Origin of the sequence: Sorangium sp. So ce367 (assembly GCF_051520455.1) — a bacterium.
GTDB lineage: Bacteria > Myxococcota_A > Polyangia > Polyangiales > Polyangiaceae > Sorangium > Sorangium cellulosum_B.
Genome location: NZ_CP150334.1, coordinates 1,688,792 through 1,710,765, shown reverse-complemented (window position 1 = coordinate 1,710,765; position 21,974 = coordinate 1,688,792). Strand labels below are relative to the sequence as shown.

The window sequence follows — 21,974 nt, the reverse complement described above, 5'->3', positions numbered from 1 at the left end:
CTCACAGAGGCTGGATCGAGATGGCGCCGTCGCTCGTCCGGAAGACGATCTTGCGTCCCCGGTTGCCGCCCGTGTCCAGCTGGGCGATCCGTATCCGCTCCGCGCGCAGGAACGAGAGCCCGGCATCCACGTTCTGGGCGCCGAGGTGGGTGCCGCGCTCCCGGAACGCGGAGATGAGGCAGGCGCCCCCGACGACGTGCGCTTGCAGCGCCTGGCTGGAGGCCCCGAGCGCCACGAGCCGCTCGAGGAGGCGCCGGCATGCGAACTCGGCGAAGCGGACCGAGGCCATCGCCGGGCTCGGGCATTCCGGGAGCACGTAATGGTTCATCCCGCCGACGCCGGCGGTGGCGTCCCAGAGGCAGATCGCCACGCAGGACCCAACGATGGTGGTCACCATGGTCGGCTCGGGCGAAGCGAACAGCTGGCCTGGCATGACGTGCTGGGCCTCCGCCGGCAGCGAGCGCCAGCTGGGCGGTCCGGCCGACGCGGACGGCACCCTCGGGCCGGACGGGCTCGTCCTCTCCTCTCCGCCGACATCGTCGTGCAGGGCCATGGATCCATCGTCGCCGCTGGAAGGGGCGAGACGTGCGCCCTCGAATGCCCTCGCCGCCGAGTCAGTCGCCAAGGCAGTTCCTGACCTTTTCCAGGAGCTCCATCGTGTCGATAGGCTTCGTGACGAAATCGGAGCAGCCGCACCGGAATCCCTGTTCCATGTGCGCGACATCGCTCCGGCTGGTGACGAGCAGGATCGGCGTGCCGCGCGTCGCATCCTCCGCGCGCAGCTGCTGGCAGGCGTCGAACCCGTTCATGTGCGGCATGACGACATCAAGGAGGATGAGATCCGGCCGCTGCGCCAAGGCCACTTCGATCCCCTGGCCGCCGTCGTTCGCCGTAATGAGGTCGTAGTCCTTGCTCAGCGCCATCTGCTCGATACGCAGGATGGTCTGAGAATCGTCGACCAGCAGAATCTTCTTCCGAGGCATCGTTGCCCCCCCTCGATCCGATTCAGCGGACATGGCCCGGCCGTGCCGTCGCGCATGAGCACGACTCCCCCTCTTCCCACCTACCTGCAGGGCGTCTCCCCCGAGCAGGATCACCCTACCACGAGGGCAGGCGGAATCTCCAATAGAAATTTGCAACAGGCACGCATCTGGTCCCTGTCGGTCGCGATGATTTGCCGGCGCGCCCGGATCCTCTCCATGAGGTTCGCGGCCACGGCGCTGGCGGCACGCGGGCGGGCAGGCGCTGGCAGGCCTGCAGCCGGAGCGCGCGGCCTCGAGTGGAGGCGCCATCCCCGCGGCGGCGGCGATCGAGCGCGGAACAGGCGCGCGAGCTCCGCGACCGTGAGCTCATGGAGGTCGAAGGCCGCTGGAAGGGAGGCGGTAGGGAGACAGGTAGCAGGAAGGCAAAGGATGTGCGCCGCAACCATGCACAGCAAGCCTGAAGGCGCGACGCGCGGGTGCGTTCGGATGTCGCGCCCAGGCAGAGTCATCGTCCACCTGGTCGACGGCCGCCCGCGTCGCCGAGGCGGTGGACACGGAGGAGAGGACGAAGAAACGCCGCGTCCTCTCCATGGCTCAGATGTGGTGTGTTCGAGTTCTTCCCCATCACGGCGCCAGGGATGAGCTTGGGAAACGCTCTGTTGGGCTCCGCCCGACGGCCGTCAAGCGCCCGGGGAGCGCGCGCGAGGAAGACTGCAACCGCTCCGCTCGAGCGTGCCGCCTCGGCCAGCGACGCCTCGCTCGGGAGCAGGATCCGCGAGGCGAGCGCCAGAGCTCCTTCTTCGTCATCTTCGATGAAAAGGGTGGCAGGCGCGCGCGCACAGCCAATCACCGCTCCCCGGGGCGACCTGGGGCGCCGATACCCTCCCTGAGCTCGATCGAATGAAACAAGGAGCGTGCCGCGCGGCCGGCTGCCCGCCACCATCGATGGCCGCTCTACGCGCCGATCGGTCGTCTGGGCTCGTCGCACAGATTCCCGGCCTGCTTCACGGCTTGCAATGACGAGTTCCTGCAGTGGATTGCGCGTGAACAGAATCGGCGCTGGCGCTCGCTCGCGGGTCGCGATGCCGTTGCTGCTGAAGCATCACGGTTACTTGCCGACTGCTGCCCCATCAACACCAGGATCGCGCGACGTGGCTCGCCCGACCGGATCATCGCGCGGACGTGGCACCTCGAGGGCTGGCTCACCGCGCTGGCGCAAATCGGCGCCTGGCTTCCGGCGCCCAGGGCGCCCCCGTACCGGCGTTCGCAGCCGGGCGGGCCGCGGGGTGGCACTACCGGCCGCGGTGAGGTCGAGGCGGTCCTTGCCACGAGGCAACCAACGCGGTAGTGGTGCGGCAGGTCATGAGCGCCAGCGCGTAGCCCCGGCTCGCTGGCCGACAACCCTCCGATCCGCGGTGGGGTGTCCCGGGTGACGACCTGGCCAGCCGCATGTGCGGCGGGCAAGCGCGGACTCTGGTCGCCCGGAGTCCCCTGGACTCCTGAGGTGATATGTCGATCGCTTCCATCGTGGACTGGCGCCCTTCCGCGGGCGCGCCGGCGCCGTCTGCCCTCGGTTCGCTCCCTTCGCTCCCTTTGCCCGTCGTCGGGGCGGATCTCTCCGTGCCGCTCGTCACCGGCGAGCAGGTGGGCTACGTGAACCTCGATTACGCGGCGAGCGCCCCGTGCCTGCGCTCGGTGCTCGACGCGGTCTCCGCGCTGTTGCCCTGGTACAGCAGCGTGCACCGCGGGGCGGGGTTCGCGTCCACCGTGACGACGGAGCTCTATGCCGCCGCTCGCCGGGAGGTGGCGGGCTTCGTGGGAGCGCGCGACGAGGACACGGTGGTGTTCACGAGGAACACCACCGACGCGCTCAACCTGCTCGCCGCGGCGCTGCCCGAGGACACGACGGTGGTGATGTTCGCCTCGGAGCACCACGCGAACCAGCTGCCGTGGCGGCGCGGCCGGTCTGTCGTCCTCCCGGTGCCCGCGAGCGCGGACGAGGCGATCGCGCGGGCCGACGACGCGCTGCGCGGCGTGCTCTCACGCCATCGGCTGCTCGCCGTGACGGGGGCGAGCAACGTCACGGGCGAGCTGTGGCCGCTCCCGGAGCTCGCCGCGGTCGCCCATCGCCACGGCGCGCGGCTCGCCGTGGACGCGGCCCAGCTCGCGCCGCACCGCGCGATCGATCTCGCCGGGATCGGGGCCGATTATGTCGCGCTGTCCGGTCACAAGCTCTACGCCCCCTTCGGCGGCGGGGTGCTCGTCGGCCGCGGCGACTGGCTCGACGCCGCGCGCCCCTACCTCGCCGGCGGCGGCGCCGTCCGGCGCGTCACGCACGACGGCGTCGAATGGGCGAGCGGCGCGCCCCGCCACGAGGCCGGCACGCCCAACGTGGTCGGCGCGGTGTCGCTCGCGGCGGCGTGCCGCGCGCTCTCCGAGGTGGGCATGTCCGCCGTGGCGGCGCACGAGGCGCGCCTGCTCGACCGCGTCACGCGCGGCCTGTGCGCCGTTCCCGGGGTCGAGCGCCTCGCGATGTGGGGCCCGGAGAGCCCGCGGATCGGCGTCGTGACGTTCAATGTGCGGGGCCTCCATCCCGGCGCGGTCGCCGCGGCCCTGAGCGCCGAGCACGGCATCGGCGTGCGGGACGGGTCGTTCTGCGCGCACCCGCTCATGACGGCGCTCGCCGGGGATCGCGCGCCGGAGGCGAGCGGGAGCGCGGCGGTGCCCCTCGCGGTGCGGGCGAGCTTCGGCGTCGGCACCGGCGCGGCGGACATCGACCGGTTCGTCCTCGCGATCGCCGATCTCGTCGCCCGGGGTCCCCGCTGGCGTTATCGCCTCGACGGAGGGCGGCATGTCCCCGATCCGGATCCTCGCCCGCGCCCCGCGCTGGCGGGCCTCCTCGCCGGGGGCGCGGCCGGCGCGGCGCTCGGGCCCCTGGCGAGCCAGCTCGCGCCCTGCCAGGCGCTTCTCTGAGGCCTCCGAGGCGGATCAGCCCCCGGGCGCACGGCCCAGGGCGAGCGCGCGCCGCGCGAGCGCGCGCAGGTCGGCGAGGGTCGCCCCCTCCAGCGGCGAGGCCTCGGCGTCGACGTCCTCGCCGCGCGCCGGCGCATCCCCCCGGCCGAGCGCGGCGAGGAGCCAGCGCGCCGTGAGCACGTCGCCGCCGAGCCACGCGCGCGCCGGTGGAACGTGCGGAACGTTCGAGAGCGCCGCGGCCTCGATCCAGCCGATGGGCACGCGCGCCAGCACCGCGGCGGAGGCGCCCGGCGGCACCGGGTCGTCGGGCGCGGTCACGGGCTGGAAGCGCTCGGCCGCGAGCTCTGGCGCCTCGCCGCCGTCGATCAGCGGGAGCGCGGCGCGGAGGGCGACCCCCTCGACGACGGCGCGCGCGAGCGCCTCGAGCGAGAGGCGCGCCGGGAGGACGTCGGAGAGCGCGGCCGGGGCCTTGCCCAGCCAGCGGTCGATGACGCGCTCGTCCGGCGCCGCGAGCTCCGGGGGGATCTCGGGCGGCGCGTCGAGGCCCGCGAAGACCTCGATGAGGACCGCGCCGTCCGGCGTGGCGTCGAGGCCGACCAGCGCGGCGGGGCGGTGCTGCAGCGAGATCCACTCGCGCCCGAAGTAATGCGCGGGCGCGCCGGCGCGGGAGAAGCCCTTGAGAAAGCCGCGCACGTTGCGGTTGAGGAGCGTCCGGGCCGTGGCGTCGGGCGCGAGCGCGGCGGCGTGCGGCAGCGCGAGGGTCCACACGACGCCGCGCCCGCCGAGAAACGCGGCGGTGCCCGTCGTGGCGCGCCGCAGGACCTTCGCGCCGCGCGCGGCGCAGGCCGAGAGGTCGACCACGCGCGCTGCGCGCTGGGCCGCGCCCAGCACCACGGCGGGGCCCTCGACGAGGCTGGCGGCGAGCCAGGGCGCCGCCTCTGCCGTCCGGGCGCGCGCGAGCAGCGCGGGGCCGAGCGCGAGCGCGTCCTCGAGAGGGCGATGAACCGGCGGGAGCGAGTGCATGGCGGGCATCGAGGGAGTCTCCTTGGCGTGAAGCTCGGCGCGCGGCGAGGCGGCGGTCGCCAGTACCGCCTGCCAGGCCTCCGGAGCGAGAGTTCAACGCAAAGGCGCAAAGGCGCAAAGGCGCAAAAAGAACAAATTCTCGTGCATTTTTGCGTCTTTGCGCCTTTGCGCCTTTGCGTTCAACTCTCTCCCGGCTCGCGAGGCAGATCCCTGGCAACACTGTTCCGTGGGGCCGAACCGTTGCGATCTGCCGGCCTGCGAAAGCCATCGACCCGTTGACGGCAGCCCGGGGCGGGGTGTGCCATGGTGCCATGTTCAACGCCCGCCCCGATCGCCCCTTGCTCCCCGCCGAGCCCTCGGAGCGACTGCTCCGGGTGGAGATCACGGTACCCCGGCCCGAGGGGAGCCAGGCCCGCAAGCCTGTCCACCTCTCGCTGGTGATCGACCGCTCCGGCTCGATGTCCGGCGAGAAGCTCCGGCTCGCGCTGGAAGCTGCTCGCCAGGCCATCCGCACCCTCCAGCCCGGCGATCGCTTCAGCGTGGTCACCTTCGACCACCAGGTCGAGGTGCCCATCCCCTCCACCGAGGCCACGCCCGGGGCGCGGCTCCGCGCCGAGGCCGCGCTCGACACGGTGACCGCGCGAGGCAACACCGACCTGGGCGGCGGCTGGCTCCGCGGCTGCGCCGAGGTGGGCGCGCACCTGCCCGAGGATGCCATCGGCCGCGTCCTCCTGCTCACCGACGGCCAGGCCAACCACGGGATCACCTCGCCCGACGAGCTGACCTCCCGCGCCCGCTCCCAGCGGCTGCGCCGGGTCACCACCAGCACCATTGGCCTGGGCGAGGGCTTCAATGAATTCCTCCTGGGCCGCCTCTCCGAGGAGGGCGGCGGCAACTTCTATTTCGCCGCGCGCGCCGACGAGCTCCCCGGCTTCGTCGGCCGGGAGATCGGCGAGGTGCTCTCCGTGGTCGCCCGCGACGCCGCGCTCGTGATCCGCGCGCCCGAGGGCGTCGAGGTGGAGTCGCTCAATGACTACCCCTGCACCCGCGACGGCGGGACCTGCTCCTTCTCGCTCGGCTCGCTCCCGGGCGGCATGGTGCTGGCCCCGATGTTCCGGCTGCGCTTCCCCGCCGGCGCGATCGGCGAGACGCTCCCCGTCAACGTCGCGCTCACGGACCGGGACGGCGCGCTGTCGAAGGAGCCCTGGACGCTGGCATGGCCTCGGGTCGCGGAGGAGCAGATCCGCGCCCAGCCGGCGGATCGGGAGGTGCTCCGGGCCGCGGCTGCGCTCGACGCCGCCCGCGCTCGCCGTGTGGCCCTGGGGCTCAACGACGCTCGCCGGTGGCAGGAAGCCGCGTCCACGCTGGCCGACGCGGCCAACCGACTCCGAGGCTACGCCGACGGGGATCCCGAGATCCTGGCCGAGGCGGACCGGCTCGACGCCGAGCGGGACTCCTATTCCAGGCCGATGTCCTCCCTGAGCAAGAAAGGCCACTATTTCGACGCGATGATGGCCATGAAGATGGGCGTCCGCGGCCGCGCCAGGCCGGGCCCTCAGGTCCTCGGTCTCCCCACGGCTGCCCGGCTGGCGCCGCTGCTCCGGACGGCATCCCAGGCGCTGGGCGGTGTGAAGGGGGCGCCAGCCTTCGACGTGGACGAGTCGCTCCAGGGGTCCCCGATCCCCGCCGGTCCGCTCTCGCAGCGCGACGAGGACGAGCTGGCCGCCGATGCGGACTTGCTGGACCCAGGCGCCCTCAAGGTGGTCTTCGTGGAGCAGCCCCTGCCGGACGGCTGGTTCTCGCACTGGCATCCGGGATCCCGGACGGCGGTGATCTCGCTGGCCGGCCTGGACCAGCTCATCTCCTTGCCAGCCGCGTCCTTCGTGGCCTACGAGCTGCTCCTCTACGGGCTGCACGCTCTCTCCGCCGATTATGACCCGGCGAAGCTGTTGCACGCCGAGACCCTCGCCTGCCTCTTCGACCTCTGCCAGCAGAGGTCCGAGGTGGGGATCAAGCTCCAGGCCGGTCATGTCTGCGCCGGGTGCCTCGGGAAGCTCTCCACCGTCGGCCTGGATCGCGACGTGGTGACCCAGCTATGGCGAGCGGTCCAGGCGCTCGCTCAGTCGGGGACGTCCACGGGGCGCTGACCTCCAGCCTTTGCTTGTCCTATCCGCCGGGACGAGCCCCTGCGGGACGAGGCCCGGCGGGGAGCCGCCGGTGGTAGCATCTCCCCATGGCGACCGAAGAGGAGCTGGCGGAGCAGCGCGTCGGCACGTGGATCGGCCCCTGGGCGGTGGAGAGCGTCCTCGGGGTCGGCGGCATGGCGAGCGTCTTCTTTTGCCGCCGGGCTGACGGGTGCGTGGCGGCGGTCAAGCTCCTGCACGCCGAGCTCGCCGAGATCGAGGCGGTGCGGAAGCGGTTCTTGCGCGAGGGGCCGATCGGGAGCGCGCTGGCCGCCGTGGCGCCGCTCTGCGAGGGGCTCCCCCAGGTGCTGGAGGCCGCGGCCACGGCTGACGGCCTTGTCTACATGGCCATGGAGGTGCTCGAGGGAGAGACCGTGTTCGACCGCATGGCCCGGCACGGGACGCTCCCTGTCGGTCAGGTGATCGCGCTCGGCGAGCGGGTCCTCGACGTGCTGATCGTGGCGCACGAGCACGGCGTCGTTCACCGCGATCTTAAGCCCGAGAACCTCCACATCGGCAACGACGGGCGCGTGCGGGTGCTCGATTTCGGCCTCGCGCGCGTCCTCGACCCACTGCTCGAGGACGTCGCCGGGGTGCCCGAGATGACGAAGACCGCGACGGGCGTGTCGATCGGCACCGACGATTACATGGCGCCCGAGCAGGCCCTCGGCCTCATCCGCGAGATCGACGGCCGGACGGACCTCTTCGGCCTCGGAGCGACGATGTTCCGGCTGCTCGCGGGCCGCACGATCCACGGCAACCTCGAGGACGCGCGCCTGCTCATCGCGGTCGCCACGGAGAAAGCGCCGCCCCTCGCGATGCACGCCCCCACGGCGCCGCCCGGCCTGTGCGCCGTTGTCGACCGCGCCCTCGCCTTCCTCAAGCAGGAGCGTTATCCCGACGCGAGGACGATGCGCGCCGATCTCGCGGCCGTGCGCGCCGGCCGCGAGCCGCCCTATGCGACGGCCGTTGCGCGGCAGCCGCGCGGGGCGACGGGGGCGTAAAGACCAGGGGCAGACCGCGCTCCAGGTGGAGCCAGAAGGCCGGAAAAAAGATCGATGATCTTCGTGCCTTCATGGAACTCTCTCCGGGCCGATGGGCGCTGACGGGCCGGCAGGCCGGTCATCCCTTGCTCAGCGGCCGCGCGATCTGGACGATCTTCTCCCGAGCGAACTTGCACGCTTCGTCGTCGTCCGTGGCGGCGGGCCAGAGCAGCTCCATGTACCCGGGCTGGACCTCGAACGGCAGGGGCTTGGTCCGAAGGTGCGGCCTGACGGCGCGGATGTCGTCGGCGACGATCTCGGGCACGGTCGCCAGCATCGCTGTGCCGTCGAGCAGCGCGCCCAGGTTGGAGAAGCTCGCGACGGAGCACCGGATCCTCCGCGTCTTGCCGAGCAGGTCCTCCACGAAGCCGCGCAGGTCCCCGTTGTACGAGACGATGACGTGATCGTGCGCGAAGTACTGGGCCTCCGTCAGCTTGCGCAGGCGCGCGTGGCGCGGGTCGTACAGGCAGGTGAAGCCGGTCTTCAAGAGCCGCTGCCGGCGGACGTTCGAAGGGAGATCGTCGGCGACCGTGATACCCGATCGTGGACCTCCAGATCGAGTATGCGCTCGTGAGCCGCGGCCCCGAGGCGACGATCTTCCCCGCGCTCGCCGAGCTCGACATCGCGGTCACCGCGTACGGCGTGCTCTCGCGCGGCCTGCTGGCCGGGAGCAAGCCGGCCGGCGCGGGCGACCTGCGAGCCCACATGCCGCGCTTCTCGGGCGAGAACGCCCGGAAGAACCAGGCCCTCGTCGACGCCTTCGTTCGCCTCGCAGAGAGGCGCGGCGTCACCCCCGTGCAGCTCGCGATCGCCTGGGTCCGCGCCAAGGGCGCCGCGCAGGGCGTCACGGTGATCCCGACGATGGGCGCGCGCACGCGGAAGCAGCTCGACGATGCCCTCGCCGGCCTCGAGATCGCGCTGGCGCCCTCCGACCTCGCCGAGCTCGAGGCCGCCGTCCCCGCGGAGGAGATCGCCGGCACCCGCTACCCCGCGCCTATGATGGCGATGCTCGACAGCGAGAGGTGAACTCAGGGCGGCCTCATCGTCGATGCATCGAGGAATTGACCGGGTTGGCGGAGAGGAAGAAGAAAGGATCTATGAAACTGTACTTCAGCCGAAACTTGAATCCACGGGTCGCCGTCGCCGTGGCGCGCCACCTCGATGCACCCGTGGACTACGTCCACGCGGCTCCTCTCGACCCGTCACAGCAGGAGAAGTTTCGAGCGCTGAACCCGAACCTGCGCGTGCCCATCCTGGTCGAGGGGGACCAGTCGCTCTGGGAGACGGACGCGATCGCGTGCCGCCTCTCGCAGCTCACGGGCTCGGACTTCTGGCGCACGGGCGCCGCGCAACCGGAGATGATCCGCTGGTTGAGCTGGGGCACGCACAACTTCGTCGCCGCGTGCGACAAGGTCCACTTCGAGCGGGTGACGAAGCAGCGCTACGGGCTCGGTCCCATCCGCGACGACCTCGTGGCGGAGGGGCTCTCGGGGTTTGCCGAGGCGGCGGCGCTGCTCGAACAGGTGCTGAGCGGCAGGGACTGGCTCGTCGGGAGCGCGGTCTCGTATGCAGACTTTCGGATGGCATCGGTGCTTCCGTTCGCGGATCTCGCCGGCCTGCCGCTCTCGGACTACCCGCGCGTCGCGGCCTGGCACGCGCGCCTGTGGCAGCTCGACGCCTGGCGCGATCCGTTCGCGGGGCTCGATGCCCCGGAGCTCCCGGAGGTTCCGCGCTTCGATGCCACCGGTCGGCGAGGGTGAATGTCTCGAGCGCCGAACGAGCTCCCCGACGCGGGCTCATCGTGTCTTCGCGACCACGGCGAGAAGGGTGTCGAGATCGATCGGCTTCTTGAGCAGCGCACACACGTCCAGGGTGGCTGCCTTGGCTTCCAGAGCGTCGACGCCCGACAGGATCGCCACCGGGATGTCCGCCAGCGCGGGCTCCCGTCGCTTGAGCGCGAGAAACTCCCAACCATTGATCTCCGGCATCATGAGGTCGAGCAGGATGATGCTCGGGCGGAGGCCGCTGCGGAGCAGCTCCAGCGCCACCGCGCCGTTCTCCGCGCAGACGACCTCGTAGCCGCATGCCTGCAGGAGCTCCTCCACGACGGCGCGAAATCCGCTGTCGTCGTCGACGACCAAGACACCGTCGTGAGGATCATGCGGCAGGCTCATCGGGACCTCCAGCCGGCGGAGACACCTCGGTCGGCGGAGCGTCGCGGCGCCGGTGCAGGGGGAGCTCCACGATGAAGGCAGCGCCCGCGCCGAGCTCGCTCTCGACCCGGATCGAGCCATCATGGCCGTCCACGATCTGGCGGCTGATGTACAGCCCCAGGCCGAGACCGCCGTAGTGCTGCGCCGAGACGCCTCGCTCGAAGCGTTCGAAGATGTACGGCGCGCAGCTCGCGTCGATCCCGATGCCGCGATCGGCGACGACCAGCCTGGCCACCTCCCCCTCGGCCGCGACGCTGATCTCGATCGGGCTGCCCCTTCCATACTTGATGGCGTTCAGCACCAGGTTCGTCACCACCTGCTCCAGACGGGCCCTGTCCCACACACCCACAACGGGAGCGTCTGCGCGCCAGCTCACCGTACTTCCTGCCTGCTTCAGCTCCACGTCGAAGTGCTCCACGACCTCCTGCGAGAGCGCCCGGAGATCGACGTCTCCCAGCTTCAGCTCGAGCTTGTCTGCCTGGATCCGAGCCACGTTGAGCAGATCTTCGATGAGCCTCACGAGCCGCTGGCACTGCCGCTCGGCCATCCTGGCCAGCTTCGTCGCGCCGACGGGGAGCGTCGTCGCCTCGCGCATCAAGCCTTGCACGGCGAGCTTCAGGCCCGCGATGGGGGTATAGAGCTCATGGGAGGCGATCGACAGGAAGTCGTCGCGCATCCGCACCGCCGCTTCGGCGGCGGTCCGAGCCCTCTGCTCGCGCTCCAGCACCAGGGCGCGCTCCGCCTCGATCTTCTTGCGCTCCGTGATGTCCGTGGAGATGCCGCCCACCGCGTACGGGACGCCGGCGACGTCGCGCAGAGGGAACTTGATGGTGAGATAGGTGTGCGCGCCGTCGTCCTCGGGCACCACCTCTTCGTCCTTCAGCGCCGTCCCGGCGAGGAGCGCCCGCCGGTCGAAAGCGCGGAGCGCCTCGGCGTGCTCCCGAGAGAACACGTCATCGTCCCTCTTGCCCACGATGGCCTCGCGAGCGACGCCGAACAGCTCCTCGAAGCGGCGGTTGACGAGGAGGTAGCGCCCCTCGATGTCCTTGACGGAGACGATGGCCGTCGAGCTGTCGATGATGGCGCGCAGGAGCTCCTGGCTCGTGCGCAACGCCTCCTCCGCGCACCTGCACTCCTCCGCGACCTTCCGCAGCGCCGCCTCCGTCCGCTCGTGCTCGGCGATCTTCTGCCTGAGCTGGGCGTTGGCGTGGCGCAGGTCCGCGGTGCGCTCGGCGACCTGCTGCTCCAGCCGCTCTTTCGCCCGGGCCTCTTCTGTCAGGCGAGTATCGAGGGCGAAGATGGACTTCAAGTCCATCTCGATCACGTCGCGACACTGCTCCATGAGCGCCTGGTAGGCCTTGCTGTAATGGTTCGCGCGGTCATCCAGCACGCAGATCGTCCCGAAGATATCCCCCGAGGGCCAGGAGATCGGGAAGCCGAGATAGGATATCAACCCGAGCTCGATGTCCGGATTCGACTTCCACTGCTCGTCTTTCAGGGCGTCAGGGATCAGCAGCGGCGTTCGGGTCTTCATCACGCTCTCGCAGTAGAGGCCGGAGCCGAGGCGCGCTCGTTCGTTGGGCGCGAAAGGGTTCCCCTTCGACTCACTGGAGACGCAGACGACCATCTCCGGCGGCTCGATTTTCATGATCAGAGCGGCCGGGACGCGAAGGATCTCCGCGAGGAGATCGGTCATCTCCTGCCACTTGCGAGCGATGTCCGTCGGGATGTCGGTCGCGACCGTGCTCGACTGGGCTCCTCGGCCGCTCCCCGGCGGAGGGCTCTTCGTCCCGAGCTCGTCCGTACGTTGCTCCGGCGGGCAGCCCGAGGCGGCCTTGTGCGGCCCGAAACCCGCCCGCTCGGCGCGCTCAGCGCGCTCCGCGGGCTCGCCCGGCCCCGGGTGGCGGGCGTGCTCGACGACGAGCGCGCCTGGCTCCGTGTGATCGTCGGGTCCGGTACGCATGCTCCCCCACGATGAGGAATCGTGCGAAGGGCCATCAGGTTGTCAAGCAATCCACAATGACGCTCACCGACCCCCCAGCGATCCGGCAGCGTACGCGCCCCGGACCGGGTGACGTCACGCCGGCCGGCCCGGGGCGAGCGCGGCGGCTCCCGGGTGTCCGGATGGTGAAAACACGGCGAAGCCGGCGGATCGCCTCCTGGGCCTCGGCGAACAGCCGGGCGTCGTCGAGCGCGACGCCGGACAAGGAGTATCGTCGGATGCTGGGCGCACCGCGGCTCGACGTGTAGCACAACAGCTCACGCCGGCGCCCAGGCTGTCCCGCTTGACGCCCGTGAGAGGCCGCCCGGATCCGCGGCGCGCAGCGCGAGCTCGGGTCGCGCTGCGCTGGGCCGCCCTCCGAGGTGCGCAGATTGGCCTTCCACTGGCTGCAGATCCCTGTAGCATTACCCATGTGCGGGCGGTTCGGGGCATGGCCGCAGTGGAAAGGCACGCTGGGACCTGGGCAGACCAGCCACGATGGCAGGTGCCGGGCTGCCCTCCGGTGGGCTCGACAACAGAGAGCATCACTCCTCTTGCAAACTCTGCGTTCGAAGGTTGTGTAACGAACCCAACAACAAGGAATGAGCGTGATGTCTGCGAGACTGCTGCATGGACCTCCCCCCTCGGCGTCACGCCGATGGGGTCGAGTCTTTCTGATGGCCAATGCCGTTGCTTTTTCGTTCCTTGGTTGCGTCTACGACAGCGAACAGCCCTGTGGACCTGGCCAGACCGTGAGGTCCGTGTCGGAGTACTCGGAGGTCTGCGTCTGCGCCGAGGGTTATGCTGCAACGACGGCGGGCTGCGTGCGCTGCGGCGAGAACGAGGAGATCGGGCCGAGTGGCTGCGTCTGCAAAGCCGGATATGGCCGCGCCGACGCCGCGGCGTCCTGCACGGCATGTGGCGAGAATGAGGTGACCGGAGCGACAGGGGCGTGCGAATGCGCGACCGGGTTCAGCAGGGCGTCCGCCGAGGCGCCATGCACGGCGACCCCGGCCGGCCTGGCTGCGGCATGCGACACCGCGACGATGCCTTGCCCCGAAGCCACGTACAGCTACTGTCACGCCGTCTCGGGGACCAGCGGCTACTGCACCAGCCAGGGGTGCGAGGGCCCTGCCGACTGCCCGGGTGGAACCATGTGCGACCTCACGGTCACCCCGTCCTACTGTCGCCGGCCGCCGATCGGCGCGGGGAAGCCCTGCACCGGCGACGCAGATTGCGCAGGAACCGAGGCCACGTACTGCAATATCCAGCTGACGCAAAAGTGTCAGGTTCAAGGCTGCACGCTCTCGCCGAACAATTGCTTCACCGGCACCGTGTGCTGCGACTTTACCGCCTATGGAGTCGAGCAATACCAGTGCGTCGCGGAAGGGAGCTGCCCCAATTGAGAACGCGATCCGTTGCACCCCGCGGCGTGACCATTCACCTTGCCTTCGCCGTATCCTCCGCGCTGTCGCTCGGGTCGTCGTTCGCGGCGGCACAAGCAGCTCCGACGCCCGCGGAGGCCGCGGCTCCAGCGGCCCCCTCCGGACCGGCTCCGGCGCCGGACGCCTCGGGCGCCGTTGGATCTCCGGAGCCGGCGCCTCCGGCTCAACCTGCCGCGAGCGCGCAGCCGGGCGCAGCAAACACGCCTTCGCCGGCGGCCAGCCCGGCTTCGAGCGCCGCGGCGCCTCGACCACAGGCAGGGGCTGCCGGCCCGGTCGACGCGGGCGCTGCGCCGGGAGCCGGCGGAGAATCGGTCGCTCAAGCGCTGGCCGCCGAGGAGGTCGCGGAGGAGCTGACCTCCGAAGAGACCAAGCTCAGCGTCTACGGCTTCGCTGATTTCACCTTCGCCACGCTGCTCAGCGACGAGAAGACCTCCGGGGCCTTGACCGGAGTGGGCCCGAACCCGACGTTCTACGTCGGCAATCTCAACGTCTACCTCGACTCGAACCTGGGCAAGAAGTTCCGCTCCTTGATCGAGCTCCGCTTCACTTACCTGCCGGACGGGGCGATCGTAACCGACCCGGCGACGTTCCAGAGCGCCCGTATCGGCGCCGCCTTTCCAGACTACACCGACTTCAATCGGCCGAAGAAGGTGGGCGGGGTGATCATCGAGCGCGCGTGGCTTGAATACGCCGCCCATCCTCTCTTCAACGTCCGGCTCGGACAGTGGCTTACCCCGTACGGGATCTGGAACGTGGACCACGGGACACCCGTCATCCTGAGCGTCACGCGACCCTATATCGTCGGCTCCGAGTGGCTGCCCCAGCGACAAACCGGCATCGAAGCCTATGGAAGTCATGGCATCAGTGACACGCAGGTAGGATACCACCTTACGCTGTCGAACGGCCGTGGCCCGGTCGACAGCTACATGGACCTGGACAACAACAAGGCGGTTGGCTGGCGCCTCTGGCTACGGCAAGACACTCCGTTCGGCAACGTCGCCATCGGCACATCGGGCTACAAGGGCCGCTACACCGACGCCGGGCAGGTCACGACGCTGGAGGACGGCGCGTTCGTTACCAGCTTCCCGGTCACCGCGAGGTACGACGAGCTCGGCCTGGCCGCAGATCTCAAGTACACCTGGGGCGGCTTCCTGTTCCAGACCGAGTACATCATGCATGATGTACGCTACGACGACGACCACCGGCCTCCTGGCCTTGCCCCAGGGACATGGACCCCTGACAACCGTGCCTGGGGCTTCTACTTTCAAACGGGTTATCGATTGCCCTGGTACGGCATCATGCCCTGGGTCGGCTTCGAGTACGACCGCACGGGGAAATCCAGCTTCGTGTACGAGGCGTGCGATATCGTCGGGGGCTTGAACATACGCCCCACGGAGAACGTCGTGCTGAAGGTCGTGGGCGTGCATGTATGGATGCCCTACCTGAAAGAGAAGAGCATCGATCTGGATCAGTTCATCACGCAGGCCGCGTGGAGTTTCTAGCATGATCGCACGAAGAACCCTCTTGACGTCGTGCGCGTTGGTGTTCGCGGCGGTGGTCACGGCAGCGCCGGAGGAGACGTACGGCGCGGGAGACCTGGGACCTCTGGCGATCGTCGTTTCGAAGAGCTTCCCCGCGGAGGGGATCTCGTTTGGAGATCTGAAGCGCGCGTACATGGGCAACCAGGTCATGGTGAACGGGAAGCTGCTGGTGCCCGTCACCTATCCCAGGGCTGCTCCGGAGCGCATCGATTTCGACGAGGCGGTCCTCGGCATGTCACCCGAAGAGGTGGGTCTCTACTGGATCGATCGCAAGATCCGTGGCCAATCCGGTCCGCCGAAAAGCGTGTCGAACGCGGCCACGGTCGTCTGGATCGTGGGCAGGGTGGACGGGGCGATCGGGTTCGTTCGCGCGTCTGCAGCGGGAAATGACGTCAAAGTGCTTCGCGTCGACGGCAAGCTACCCCGCGATCCGGGGTATCGTCTCTAGCGCAGAGATTTCATCCCGCCTCCCCGGCCCCGCACTCGGCCTCGCCCGTGCGCCCCGCCTCCTCGGGCGGCTCTTCCCACGGCCGCGTGACCTGCGCGGGCCGCACCAGCGGCACCCACGGCCTCGGCCCCGCCGCCGCCATGCGCCCCTCCTCGGCCGCGATCTCCATCAGGCTCTCGCGGCTGATGCTCACCAGCTCGAGGCGCACCGCCTCCGGAATCGATCCCGCCCGCGCCGGCTCCGGCATCTCCGCTTCGATCGACGCCAGAGCCCCCTCCCCCGCCGACGCCGCGCCGACGCGGATCTCGGGCGCCGACGGCCACGCCCCGCCGAGCTCTCGCCCGATCGCGTCGAGGCTCTCGCGCCCGAGCGCCGCCTCGCCGATGCGGATGTCCGGCAGCGACCCGGCCGGCCGCGCCGGCTCCCCGGGCGACGCCGGCGCCTCGCGCAGCGCCACCGGGCGCGCCAGCGACCGCGGCGGCCCCCCGTTGGCGAGGAGGGCCAGCCCCGCGACCGCGCTCCGCTTGCGGGCCGGCGGCGACGGCGGCGGCGGGCGCCTGGAGGCCGGGGCCGGCGCCTCGCACACGACCGCGGCCCCGCAGATGGCCGGCGGCACCTCGTGCACCTCGGCGACCGGCCGGCGCGCCGACGCAGGCACCGCCTCCCCCCGCGGCCGCGACCGGGTGCGCCGCGGCGCGCTCCGGATCGGCTGCGGCGCCGCCGGGATCCCCTCGTCGATGGCACGCAGGCCGCGCTCGATCGCAGACGCCACGTCCCGCCGGTCCGCCCACGTGGGCATCACCACGCAGAGGATCGCCTCGGCGGCCACGCCGAAGTACACGTCGACCGGCGCCGCGCCCCCGTACGGCACCAGATCCTCGCGCCGCAGCTCGACGCACCCGAGCCGCCCTCGCTCCCCGAGGCTCAGCGCCGCCTCGACGATCTGGCTGCGGCCCTCCCTGGGCATGTCGCGCGGCACGCGTTTGGTGACGACCCGCCCCCGCCGGGTGATCACGAACGCGAAGTCCGCCCCCGCAGCCACGTAGGTTCGGTCCGAGATCACATCGAGATCTACCACGCTCCCATCCTACCCGATCCAGGGCGACTTCGTCTCGGGATCATGCCTGTCCGCGCCTCGCATCCCCCTCGCCTCGCATCCCCCCTCCCCTCGCATCCCCCCTCCCCTCGCAGCCCCCTCCCCTAGCAGCCCCCTCCCGCCGCGGCGGAGGTGCTGTGTTGTGCGAGATACCGACAGAGCCCCTGTTTTTCTACAGCGCTGTTATCAACCCAACCCGCGCACCGCTCACCCCGCGCGTCCTGCTCCGCGCGCTTCGCCGCCTTCCCCCGCCGCCGCGCTCATCGCGCTCATCGCAAGACTTGCAGCATCCCCATCATGCCCGCGTCGGCGTGATCGAGGATGTGGCAGTGGAACATCCACATGCCAGGCCGGTTGTCGTAACGCACCGCGAAGCGCGCCGCGCCGTCGACAGGCACGTTCACCGTGTCCTTCCACGCGAGCGGCCTCACCGGCTGGCCATCGGCGCCGAGCACCTGGAAGAAGAAGCCGTGCAGGTGGAACGGGTGATCGAACTCCATCGTGTTCTCGACGGTCCACACCGCGGTCTCACCCACCGCCGCCACGAGCGGCTCCGCCTCCCAGGAGGGCACGCCGTTGATGCCCATCACGAGGTCGCCCGGGCCCTCCTCCCGCGTCAGCTGCAGATCGACGCGCCTCGCCGCCGCCGTGTCGAGCGCCTCGATGCCCCGCGCGATCGCGGGGAGCGGATCCTCCTCGGCCAGGGGCTCGTCCGCGAGGCGCAGCCGGAACGCCTCGACCTCGGGCCTCCCGAAGGTCGCGCCGTAGCCGCGACCGTAGGGCACCCAGCGCACCGAGAGCGTCGCGCCCGGCGCCCCGCGCGGCGTCACAAGCACGTCGGCGCGCTCTCCGGGGGTGAGCAGGATCCTGTCCTCCTCGACCGGATGCTCGAGGAGCCCGCCGTCGCCGCCGATGCGGGTGAAGCGGTGATCCGTGATCAGCAGCTGATAATAACGGGACTTGGCCGCGTTGACGATGCGCCATCGCTGCCTGAGCCCGGCGCGCGCCCCGATCACCGGGTTGACGCGCCCGTTGACGAGCAGGAGGTCGCCCTCGCGCCCGAACAGCGTGCCGAGGTTGCCGCCCGCCTCCGGGTCCTCGAGCGAGCCGTCGTCGCGCAGGCTGACGTCGCTGAGCACGAGCACGAGCTCGTCGCCGAGCGCCGCGGGCTCGTCCGGATCCTCGACCAGCAGCGGGCCGTAGAGGCCATTGCCCGCCTGCACCGCGGAGTCGACGTGCGGGTGGTACCAGTAGAGCCCCGCGTCCGGCACCACGAAGTCGTACGTGAAGCCTCCGCCCGGCGGCGTCTCGGGCTGGCTGTGCCCGGGCGCGCCATCCATCTCCGCCGGCAAACGCACGCCGTGCCAGTGGACCGTCGTGGGCGCCGGCAGCTCGTTGCGGAGGTGCACGATCACGCGATCGCCCACCCTGGCGCGCAGCAGCGGGCCGGGGAGCCCGCCGTTGTAGGTCCACGTCGGCGTCTTCTTGCCGGCCACGATCTCCACGTCCTCGACCCGCGCCGTCAGATCGACCTCGAGCACCCCCGGGCTCGCGTCGAGATCGCGCGCCGGTCGCAGCGCCACCGCGCTGTCCCACCCCTCGGGCTGCGACGGACGCTCGCCCGCACACCCGATCGCGGCGACGGCGAGCCAGAGGCTCGCGACAGCACCAGCAGAACGCCCGCACAGCATATCGCTGGGACGGATCTTACCACCAACCGGCGGAGAACCCGCGTGGTTTCGCGGGCTTCACGGGCCCGCCGCACGTCAGCTTCAGGTCAGCTCACGCGCGGCGCGGCCTCGGGCGGGTCGTCGATGGCGGGCGCCGCCGCCTCTTCGCGGCGCAGGTGGCTCTCGCCGCGGCGCGCGGCGAACGCCGCGGCGAACACCTCGTCGACCTCCGGGCGCTCGGGCGCATCGTACAGGAACCACGCGCCCTGCACGCGCTCCGGCGTCACGTCGAGGACCGCGTACCCGCGGCGCCACACGTCGGCGTACTTGACGTGCGGGTTCGCGAGGACCAGCGGCTCGACCGCCCGGGCCTGCTCCTCGGTGAGCCACGGGGAGGTGATCCCCGGCACCGCGATCTCGACCGCCAGCGCGCCCCGGCCCGTCGCGGCGTCGTAGCGCGCCGGATCGAGCGGCGCCGGCGCGAGATCGATCGCCCACGACGCGTGGGTGTCGCCGCTGAGCACGACGACGTCGCGCACGCGCTCCTCGTCGAGGAGCTCGAAGAAGCGCTGGCGCGCCGCCGGATACCCGTCCCACGCGTCCGTGTTCAGGTCCTGCGGGAGCTGGCCCATCAGCACCTGCTGGCCGATGACCTTCCACGCCGCCGTCGAGCCCGCGAGCTCCGCGCGCAGCCACGCGTCCTGATCGCGCCCGAGCATCGTCCGCGCCGGCGCCTCGATCGCCGCGCGGTCGCTCGGGTCGGCCTGCCGGTCGCGCCCCCAGGAGCGCGTGTCGAGCAGGAAGAGGTCGACGAGATCGCCGTAGCGCAGCGCGCGCCAGATCCGGGCGGCATCGCGGGGATGCTCGCGGATCGGCATCCACTCCGCGTAGGCGCGCTGCGCGACCGCCCTGCGCTCCTCCCACGACCCCTCGGCAGGCCACGCGTGGTTCCCCGCGCCGCCCTTCCAGGTGTTGTTCGCCAGCTCATGGTCGTCCCAGACCGTGATGAACGGGTGCTGCTGGTGCGCCGCCTGGAGGTCCCTGTCGCGCCGGTACTGGGCATAACGCGCGCGGTAGTCGGCGAGCGTCACGATCTCGTGCGCGGGCTCGTAATGGCGCGCGCTCCCGTACTGGCCAGCGCCGAATTCGTAGATGTAATCGCCGAGGTGGATCACCGCGTCGAGGTCGAGGCGCGCGGCGATGAGCCGGTACCCGTGGAACAGCCCGTGCGCATAGCTCGCGCACGACGCGACGGCGAAGCGCAGCCGCCCCGCGCGGCCGCGCGGCGCCGTCCTCGTGCGCCCGACGGGCGACGATCCGCCGAGGGCGATGAACCGGTAATAATAGGTCTTCCCTGGGTCGAGCCCGCCGGCGTCGACCTTGACCGTGTGATCGCGCTCCTCGTCCGTCAGGAGCGCCCCAGTGCCCACGATCCGGCTGAAGCCGGCGTCGAGCGCGATCTGCCATGTCACCGCCACCGGGCCCGCCTTGCCCGGCGTCACGCGCGTCCAGAGGATGACGGCATCGGGCAGCGGATCCCCGCTCGCCACGCCGTGCTGGAATACCGCCTTCGACAGCTCGCTGGCCGGCGACGGGGCGTCCCCCGGCGCCGGCAAAGGCGCGTCGCCGTCCGGCGCGGCGCCCCAGCCGCCCGACAGTCCGGGGAGCGCGGCGAGGCTGAACATGGATACGCTGCAAAGGATGCTTCGCCGGGCCATCGACATGATCACGCCCCTTGTCGACCGCGTGCGGTGAGCTGCGTATGACGCACGCACCGCCGCCCCGGCAAGCAGAAACGAGCGCTGTAACGCGTCCGTCGCGCCGCGCTCTCAGCGATGTTTGTTTCGGGCGTCCCGGCGCCGACTCAGGTGTTGCGACCGACCACGTCGAGCAACGCGACGAGATCGACGGGCTTCTTCAGGATGTCGACCGCTCCGAGCTCCGTCGCCCGCGGCGCCGCCCCCGCCGTCAGCACGACCACGGGGACGTCGGAGATCGCCGGCGTGCGCAGCTGCTCTGCGCGGAACGCGTATCCGTCCATCCCCGGCATCATCAGATCGAGCACGATGAGCGCCGGCGTCGGCGTCGGCGCCTCGCGGAGCCTGGCCAGCGCGTCCGCGCCGTCCCCGGCCGTCATCACATCGTATCCCTCATCGCACAGGACGGTCACGAGAGCATCGCAGACGCCTTGGTCGTCCTCGATGATGAAGATCGTCTTCCGTCGAGAGGGGCCCTGCTCGGCGAGCCTCCGCCCCATCGCGCCCGGAGGGCACGGCGGCGCGGCCGGCGGATCGCTCCGCTCCGCGCCGCACCCCCTTCCGGGGGCGCACGGGACATCGACGCCACCCCTGCGCAATCCGCTCCGGACCATCAAAGGACCCATAAGCCGTGGAGCCGCGACGCGCAATTTGAATCGCGACGCGCGCCCTGCGCCATGCGTCATCCACGGCTGCGGGGCCTGCCAGCCAGCCCCCATCATGCCGTTCTCGACGATGCCATGACGGGGCGCGCGGCGGGCTCATCGGGCATGGCATGGAGCGCTCCGGCCATGGGATCACGGCGGTATGCGGGCTGCATGCGCGCTCGGCATGAACGTGGCCGTGATCTTCTATTCCCGCTATGGCGACACGGCCGCGCTCGCGGCCGCCGTCGCGCAGGGCGCCAGGCAGGCCGGAGCGACCGTGCGGCTCCGGCGCGTCGCCGATCTGACGGTGATCGAGGACCGGTGGAGCGCGGCGAATGAGCGGATCCGCGCCGCGCGGGGACACCTCGCCTCCGTCCCGCTGGCGCAGCAAGACGACCTCTTCTGGGCGGACGGCATCGCCATCGGCTCGCCTGCGCGCTATGGCGCGATGTGCGCGGAGATCCGGCGCTTCCTCGACGGAACGAGGCAGCCCTCGGGAGATCTCGCCGGCAAGGTAGCCTCGGTGTTCTGCTCGCCGTCCGCGGTCGAGGGAGCGCAGCGCGCGACGCTCACGGCGACGCTCGGCTCCCTCGCCGGTCATGGAGTCCTCGTCCAGGCCCCCGCCCGCGCGGAGATGGATCCAACGAGCAGGGCCGCGCAGCGCGACGGCCCGCCTCGGGCGAGCGCGGATCACGCGCCGGCGGAGCTCGACCTCGCGCCGGCGCGCGCCCTCGGCCGGAGGCTCGCGCGGCGCGAGAGCCGGACTCGCGGGTAGGCGCGGAGAGCCGGCCGCGCCGTCGGCCTGTGCCGTTGGCCGCGCCGGCGTCGCCGGCCCTGGAGTCCCGGACAACCGCGCAGCAAATCAGCAAGCGCCAACCTCGTCTCCGGCACTCGCGTCGAGCGCGTCCGCGTTGGGCTGTTACACCAGCGGCGATACCTCGCTACTGGTCGTAACCGATGGATCGTCAGGC

19 protein-coding genes and 1 riboswitch are annotated in these 21,974 nt (G+C 71.1%); of the genes, 9 read left to right on the top strand and 10 right to left on the bottom strand.

All coding sequences use genetic code 11. From position 1 onward, the window contains the following. Position 1: 1 nt before the first annotated feature. Complete coding sequence (locus WME97_RS06590) at positions 2-553, bottom strand: chemotaxis protein CheD (RefSeq protein ID WP_437550339.1); 552 nt, start codon at positions 551-553, stop codon at positions 2-4. 61 nt (positions 554-614) lie between these two features. Then, positions 615-983, bottom strand: a complete 369-nt coding sequence (locus WME97_RS06585; protein WP_437550337.1) for a response regulator — start codon at positions 981-983, stop codon at positions 615-617. Positions 984-2,341: 1,358 nt separating this feature from the next. Further along, positions 2,342-2,456: riboswitch (SAM riboswitch) on the top strand. Positions 2,457-2,492: 36 nt separating this feature from the next. Between WME97_RS06585 and WME97_RS06580 the strand changes: the two genes are divergently transcribed. Beyond that, positions 2,493-3,956: an aminotransferase class V-fold PLP-dependent enzyme gene (locus WME97_RS06580; RefSeq protein ID WP_437550335.1), complete on the top strand. Its 1,464-nt coding sequence runs from the start codon at positions 2,493-2,495 to the stop codon at positions 3,954-3,956. A 15-nt stretch (positions 3,957-3,971) separates the two neighbouring features. Here the strand turns inward: WME97_RS06580 and WME97_RS06575 are convergent, their stop codons facing one another. Further along, positions 3,972-4,988, bottom strand: coding sequence for a lipoyl protein ligase domain-containing protein (locus WME97_RS06575; protein WP_437550333.1), 1,017 nt, complete (start codon positions 4,986-4,988; stop codon positions 3,972-3,974). A gap of 302 nt (positions 4,989-5,290) precedes the next feature. Between WME97_RS06575 and WME97_RS06570 the strand changes: the two genes are divergently transcribed. Beyond that, positions 5,291-7,126 carry a vWA domain-containing protein gene (locus WME97_RS06570; protein ID WP_437550331.1) on the top strand — a complete coding sequence of 612 codons (1,836 nt, stop codon included), beginning with the start codon at positions 5,291-5,293 and terminating at the stop codon, positions 7,124-7,126. An 86-nt stretch (positions 7,127-7,212) separates the two neighbouring features. After that, on the top strand, positions 7,213-8,166 hold the full coding sequence (locus tag WME97_RS06565) for a serine/threonine-protein kinase (RefSeq protein WP_437550329.1): 954 nt from the start codon (positions 7,213-7,215) through the stop codon (positions 8,164-8,166). Between the two features lie 118 nt (positions 8,167-8,284). Here the strand turns inward: WME97_RS06565 and WME97_RS06560 are convergent, their stop codons facing one another. Next, a complete protein-coding gene (locus tag WME97_RS06560) occupies positions 8,285-8,692 on the bottom strand; it encodes a hypothetical protein (RefSeq protein WP_437550328.1) in 408 nt (135 codons plus the stop codon). A 56-nt stretch (positions 8,693-8,748) separates the two neighbouring features. Between WME97_RS06560 and WME97_RS06555 the strand changes: the two genes are divergently transcribed. Together WME97_RS06555 and WME97_RS06550 are read left to right on the top strand one after the other, a co-directional pair. After that, entirely contained in the window at positions 8,749-9,231 is a 483-nt protein-coding gene (locus WME97_RS06555) for an aldo/keto reductase (RefSeq protein ID WP_437550326.1), read from the top strand. Between the two features lie 71 nt (positions 9,232-9,302). Continuing rightward, the gene (locus WME97_RS06550; RefSeq protein WP_437550324.1) at positions 9,303-9,965 is read left to right on the top strand and encodes a glutathione S-transferase family protein; all 663 of its coding nucleotides are present in this window, start codon (positions 9,303-9,305) and stop codon (positions 9,963-9,965) included. Positions 9,966-10,001: 36 nt separating this feature from the next. Here WME97_RS06550 and WME97_RS06545 read toward each other — a convergent pair whose 3' ends face one another. Beyond that, complete coding sequence (locus WME97_RS06545) at positions 10,002-10,379, bottom strand: response regulator (RefSeq protein WP_437550322.1); 378 nt, start codon at positions 10,377-10,379, stop codon at positions 10,002-10,004. Further along, the gene (locus WME97_RS06540; protein ID WP_437550320.1) at positions 10,363-12,381 is read right to left on the bottom strand and encodes a sensor histidine kinase; all 2,019 of its coding nucleotides are present in this window, start codon (positions 12,379-12,381) and stop codon (positions 10,363-10,365) included. The genes WME97_RS06545 and WME97_RS06540 overlap by 17 nt, the downstream gene beginning before the upstream one ends. A 1,064-nt stretch (positions 12,382-13,445) precedes the next feature. On the opposite strand from WME97_RS06540, the gene WME97_RS06535 reads away from it, so the two are divergent. The 3 genes from WME97_RS06535 to WME97_RS06525 are packed head-to-tail and all read left to right on the top strand — an operon-like array spanning position 13,446 to position 15,833. Continuing rightward, positions 13,446-13,805, top strand: coding sequence for a hypothetical protein (locus tag WME97_RS06535; RefSeq protein ID WP_437550318.1), 360 nt, complete (start codon positions 13,446-13,448; stop codon positions 13,803-13,805). A 26-nt stretch (positions 13,806-13,831) separates the two neighbouring features. Continuing rightward, entirely contained in the window at positions 13,832-15,346 is a 1,515-nt protein-coding gene (locus WME97_RS06530) for a hypothetical protein (protein WP_437550317.1), read from the top strand. 1 nt (position 15,347) lies between these two features. Continuing rightward, positions 15,348-15,833, top strand: coding sequence for a hypothetical protein (locus WME97_RS06525; protein WP_437550315.1), 486 nt, complete (start codon positions 15,348-15,350; stop codon positions 15,831-15,833). Between the two features lie 10 nt (positions 15,834-15,843). On the opposite strand, the gene WME97_RS06520 is transcribed toward WME97_RS06525, so the two are convergent. From WME97_RS06520 to WME97_RS06505, 4 genes are all read right to left on the bottom strand, one after another. Further along, positions 15,844-16,911: a hypothetical protein gene (locus WME97_RS06520; RefSeq protein ID WP_437550313.1), complete on the bottom strand. Its 1,068-nt coding sequence runs from the start codon at positions 16,909-16,911 to the stop codon at positions 15,844-15,846. A gap of 287 nt (positions 16,912-17,198) precedes the next feature. After that, on the bottom strand, positions 17,199-18,620 hold the full coding sequence (locus tag WME97_RS06515; protein WP_437550311.1) for a multicopper oxidase family protein: 1,422 nt from the start codon (positions 18,618-18,620) through the stop codon (positions 17,199-17,201). Between the two features lie 86 nt (positions 18,621-18,706). After that, positions 18,707-20,284, bottom strand: a complete 1,578-nt coding sequence (locus tag WME97_RS06510; protein ID WP_437550309.1) for an alkaline phosphatase D family protein — start codon at positions 20,282-20,284, stop codon at positions 18,707-18,709. Positions 20,285-20,463: 179 nt separating this feature from the next. After that, complete coding sequence (locus WME97_RS06505; RefSeq protein WP_437550307.1) at positions 20,464-20,970, bottom strand: response regulator; 507 nt, start codon at positions 20,968-20,970, stop codon at positions 20,464-20,466. A gap of 193 nt (positions 20,971-21,163) precedes the next feature. Here WME97_RS06505 and WME97_RS06500 point away from each other — a divergent pair, with 193 nt between their 5' ends. Beyond that, a complete protein-coding gene (locus WME97_RS06500; RefSeq protein ID WP_437550305.1) occupies positions 21,164-21,778 on the top strand; it encodes an NAD(P)H-dependent oxidoreductase in 615 nt (204 codons plus the stop codon). The last annotated feature ends 196 nt before the right edge of the window (positions 21,779-21,974 follow it).